Origin of the sequence: Candidatus Magnetobacterium casense, assembly GCF_019173545.1 — a bacterium.
Lineage (GTDB): Bacteria > Nitrospirota > Thermodesulfovibrionia > Thermodesulfovibrionales > Magnetobacteriaceae > Magnetobacterium > Magnetobacterium cryptolimnobacter.
In genome coordinates this window covers 1-4,700 of sequence record NZ_JABXWD010000285.1, presented here as the reverse complement: position 1 = coordinate 4,700, position 4,700 = coordinate 1, and the positions used below count along the sequence as shown (strand labels likewise).

General features: G+C 54.3%; 2 protein-coding genes. Both read right to left on the bottom strand.

Features of this window, described 5'->3' with window-relative positions; genetic code table 11:
• Positions 1–43: 43 nt before the first annotated feature.
• On the bottom strand, positions 44–3,103 hold the full coding sequence (locus HWQ67_RS13395; RefSeq protein WP_218253193.1) for a phosphohistidine-like domain-containing protein: 3,060 nt from the start codon (positions 3,101–3,103) through the stop codon (positions 44–46).
• Positions 3,104–3,172: 69 nt separating this feature from the next.
• Entirely contained in the window at positions 3,173–4,276 is a 1,104-nt protein-coding gene (locus tag HWQ67_RS13390; protein WP_218253192.1) for a response regulator, read from the bottom strand.
• Positions 4,277–4,700 lie beyond the last annotated feature (424 nt).

Genomic DNA, 4,700 nt, shown 5'->3' with positions numbered 1-4,700 from the left:
CCCCCCCCCCCCCCCCCCCCCCCCCTCTTTCTTTGTATTGCTATCACATCTGAGCGCGGCTCTGGACAACGTAGTATGTACCCTTGCAATAGACACCCTCTATGTCCTGTGGCGAGCCGGTGATGTTTTCAATTGCAATGCCTGTCTCTGCAATGGCACGCATTAACCCTGCCTGTAAAGACTTATCCCACAACAGGGCTTCATCGGCATAGTTGAGGACGACCTCCCTGGATGCCGGTAACAGGATGCTGTCATACAGTCCCGCCCCGGCATACCCCATGAGGTCTTCAGCGTTTGTGTCGGAGCGAAATATCAGCCCGCCTCCATACAGCCCTACCCCCTTGCTTGGGTAAAAGATGGGCGACAGGGTCTTGTCTGTCTTGTTGCAGGTAAAGCTCAACGCCCTGCCTGGAAAGTTGCCCACCAGCGTTTCGCCAAGCCCCAGGACGACTTCGGCGTATAGCTCATCTCTGCTGTTGTTTATGGGGTTTAGCGTGTGGATGACAAATGCGTACTCTGCCTCGATAACCCGCTGGATGAGGACGGCCATGGAGAGTCCCTCATGCGGGATGCCCATGTTTTTGCGGCTGAGGTATGCGCGCTCATTCCATGCGGAGGCATAGACCTGCTTGATACAACGCCATCCTTCGCTCCAATTGTCGGGAGGCGATATCCCCTCTCGCTGCATCGCATCAGAGAGCGCCTGAAAGAGGGCATCGGGTGGGTTTAACGACATGATGGTTTGCTTGATGGCGTCCAGGGCTGCCGTTACCCCCTGGTCTGTTGTCGCCAGGGCGCTCACCTGGTCGTCGTAGAGCCGCTTGACGTCGGCATTGACGGACAGTTGCATCAGGTGATCGAATATGCCAAAGGGTATCACCACAGATGCCGGTGTGTGTATCCAGTTGGGGAGTTTGTCCCTGAGCGCTGCGAGGTTGTTGGACTTGAGGCCTGCCGTTGTGGCGCTGAATTGATCCGATGTCAGGGCGTATGTCTCAAAGGCGTTATTGCGTGGAGTCAGCGATATCTTTTGGCGTGCCTCCGGGCGTTGTGCAGAGGTGACATCCGGTGTCGCTGTATCCTCAAATAATACCTCTCCGGCAGCCGTAACCAGGAGGCTTAGACAACGCCCCTTAAACGACTTCAGACGCTCTATGACGTCTTTATTGTAGCAGGTGGCAAAGAGTACCGCACCGTTTCGTGCCCTGACCCCGAGGTGGGAGACAACATCTATGTTATTGGCCGATATAATGGCCGTTACCCCCTTTGGAATCTCCTCGTCCCCTACCACCTTGTCGGTTATTATAATCGTGGATGTATTAAAGGTCGAGTGTGTGACCCTGTGCAAGGTGTCAACGACTTCCACCGTGCCAACGGCATTGTGTCGGCTGATGACCTGCCACTGTGGAAGTATGCCCTGCTTCAGTAGTGCCGTTTCCAGGTACTGCAACAGCAACGACAGGGCAAAGATCAGGCGGGTGCGTATGACTTCTTCCGTAAAGAGGTTAACCGTCCAGGAGTCGGCGTTAAAGGCCTTGCCGAGGAACTGGGCGTTGTCGTGAAACATCCTGTAGTATCTGTCAATGAAGCCGCCCAGGAGACGTTTGAGGCGTTCCAGGATGGCAAGGCAGTGATACCGCCACATTGAGCCAGGGGTCGCTGACCCCTCGTTGTCCTGAAACGACAACTTGCCAAGGTATCCGGAGCAGGCCCTGAGTTCATCGGTTGTATTGGTAAGGAGGATGTTTTCGACCACTACGGCAATCAGGCGTGTAAGCTCCTCTACGCCCATGTGTTGGTTTACGTTTCGCTCTATCAGTATCCGGAGGTGTTCCTCCAGAGCCAGGGACAGAAAGAGCAGGTCTCTGACCCGTTTGCGGTCTCGCTCGGAATTCAGACGCATGGCGATCTCTCTGCACACCTCCGTGATGGCAGAGGCGACACTAAACAGTGACAGTTCCCTGTTGTGCAGGATGGAGCGTAGTTTGTGTTGGGTGTTATGGTCAAAGAGGTACAGGGCTGCATTGGTTGCCCTGTAGAGGTCTGTGCCTGAGTGAACGGCCTTGAGGATGTTGAGGTAATTGCCAAAGTCGTGCAGCAGGGCATCCTTGAGGTGTGGTACGAAGTCCGGGGGGGTTTTGATGGGGCGTTCAAAGGCGGCAAGCCTTTCCCTGTTGATCCCGGCTGCCATGAGCGTGGAGTAGAACACGTCGTGGTTGCCGTTGCTGTGGAGGAACTGTATGTATGCCTCACAGATGGCGATGTCATCGGCGGTTGTGTTGTTATGTAGCTTTTGGTGCCATTCTTCGAGGAAGTGTCCCGTGACTTCTTTTATCCTGTGCCGGTGCATGATCTGGAGGATTTCGTCACGAATGCGTTGTCCGTCTCCGCCGGCGCCGAGGGTGGTCATCATCAGGGCGATGATTTCGTGCAGGTCTGGTTCGTTTATGAATTTCTCTGCCAATTTGAGTGTCAGACGTTCAACGGAGTGACTGAGTTCTCTGGGTTGGGTGTTGTAGTTGCGTTGCCAGTCCAGTTGTCGGAGGAACGAGTAGCGCAGCCAGACAAAGAGCAGGCTAAACCCCACCCCGCGCAGGCCGTCACAGAGGTCATGGCAGAGGTTGAACCTGTGCATGAGGGTCCAGGAGTGGTTGCCCATTTCGCCGTTTATGATCCGCTCGGCGATATGTAAGAGCCCTTCGTCCTTGAGTGCGGACTCCGTTTGAGTGTGCGATACGAAGGGGACCTGATAGTTCTTGCCGTGGTTGTTATCCCAGCGGTTTTCCTCGGGGAAGAACAGGACAAAGGACAGGACACTAAACCCCATGTCCCTGGCAATCCTGATGGTAAGTTTGCCCCCGGAGTGGTTGGGTTGAAAGGGGCTTTGTATGGCCGTGTGCTGAAACGGTACGCTCTGTTGCGGCCAGTAAGTCTCCGGTGGCACCTGCCACTTGGCCAATCTGTTGGCACACAGTCCCCAGTGCAGGAGGCACTTGCGCTGGTCCTGCAAGGACAGCCGCAGTTCAATGTGGTCATCCAGCTCATGACTCTCAACGAGCAGCTTGATGGCCCTGTCAATGTTTATTTCGTGTGATGTCGTCATATAACCTTTCTTAAAAATCTCATAAATTCCTGTTATAGAAAAAAGTGTAAACCTTGTCCGTGCCCTTACTTACTTGTCGCTAAATTGCCTGGCGATTTTTATAAACGCCTCCTCCTGTGCCACAAAGGCATCCACCACATCGGGGTCAAACTGCGTCCCCTTTCCCTGGACGATAATATTCTTTGCCTGTTCGTGTGTCATTGGGGTCTTGTACACACGCTTGCAGATCAGTGCATCATAGACGTCGGCAACGGCCATGATCCTTGCCAGGATGGGGATGTCATCGCCGGAGAGGCCCTCTGGATACCCAGCGCCATCCCACCTCTCATGGTGCGACAGGGCGATCTCCTTGGCAAAACGCAGGAACTCCACCTCCGTACCCAACCTCTGCTCTGCGTCCTCTATGGCCTTCTTGCCCAGGACCGTGTGTGTCTTCATGACGGCAAACTCGTTGTCGTCGAGCTTTCCTGGTTTTAGCAGGACGTTGTCGGGGATACCCACCTTGCCGATGTCGTGCAGCGGGGCGGTCTTAAATAGCGACACGATGTTCTTGTCGGTCAGAAACCACCCAAAGCGCGAGTTTGTACGGAGGTGATTGGCCAGGGCGATGACATAGTGCTGCGTGCGGCGGATGTGGTTGCCGGTGTCGCTGTCGCGTGTTTCGGCAAGGGAGCCAAGGGCAAGCACCGTGACATCCTGGATGGCCGTAATCTCTTCGGTACGACGCCTGACCTCTTGTTCGAGGAACTCGTTCTTTTGCCTCAGAAAATCGCGCATCGCCTTCAGTTGCAGGTGATTGCCCACACGCGCCATCACAATGGGCGGGCTGATTGGCTTGGTGATATAGTCAACGGCCCCCAGGGAAAGCCCCAGACGTTCATCCTCGACTTCGGCCTTGGCCGTGAGGAAGATCACCGGTATGTCACCCGTGGCCGGACTGGTCTTCAACCTCCGCAGCACCTCATAGCCGTCCATCTCCGGCATCATTATATCAAGCAGAATAAGGTCAGGGGGAGAATCGGAGTTGGCTATCTTCAGTGCCCGCTCACCAGAGTTGGCCACCTTGACCTTGTACTTGTCCTTTAAGAGACCGCTCATCAGCGTAAGGTTGTCCGGTGTGTCATCAACCACCAACACTACGTCCCTCTTTATCTGTTCCGTCTGTTCGTTCATTGTACCCTCCTGAGTCTTTAATACGTGTGGGTGTTTTAAGGCTGAACGGGCAAATATATTGTAACCACGGCGCCACCATCCATATTTTCGGCAATAAGCCTGCCACACAGGCTATTTTCTATGATTAACTTTGACATGTAAAGCCCAATAAATGCATGTCTTAATTTTACCAGAAACTCGCCTCTTTTTGGAAGCGCCATTTAACTGTGCAACTATAAGGGGATGTGTTGCCTCACGTAAAAATCTATATACTGATTCGGATTCGAGTTTTTTCGGGTATCAAAATTGCCTGCATACAAGAAAGAAAGGGGCGGTTTGTGGCCGGGGTGCCCCACCCCCTCCGCTTCTTTGTCGCTCCAGGAGGGGGCAGCGCCCCCCGGCTCAATGCGCTCCTGGCCCCCTTCAGAACCCCCCGCAAGGGGAG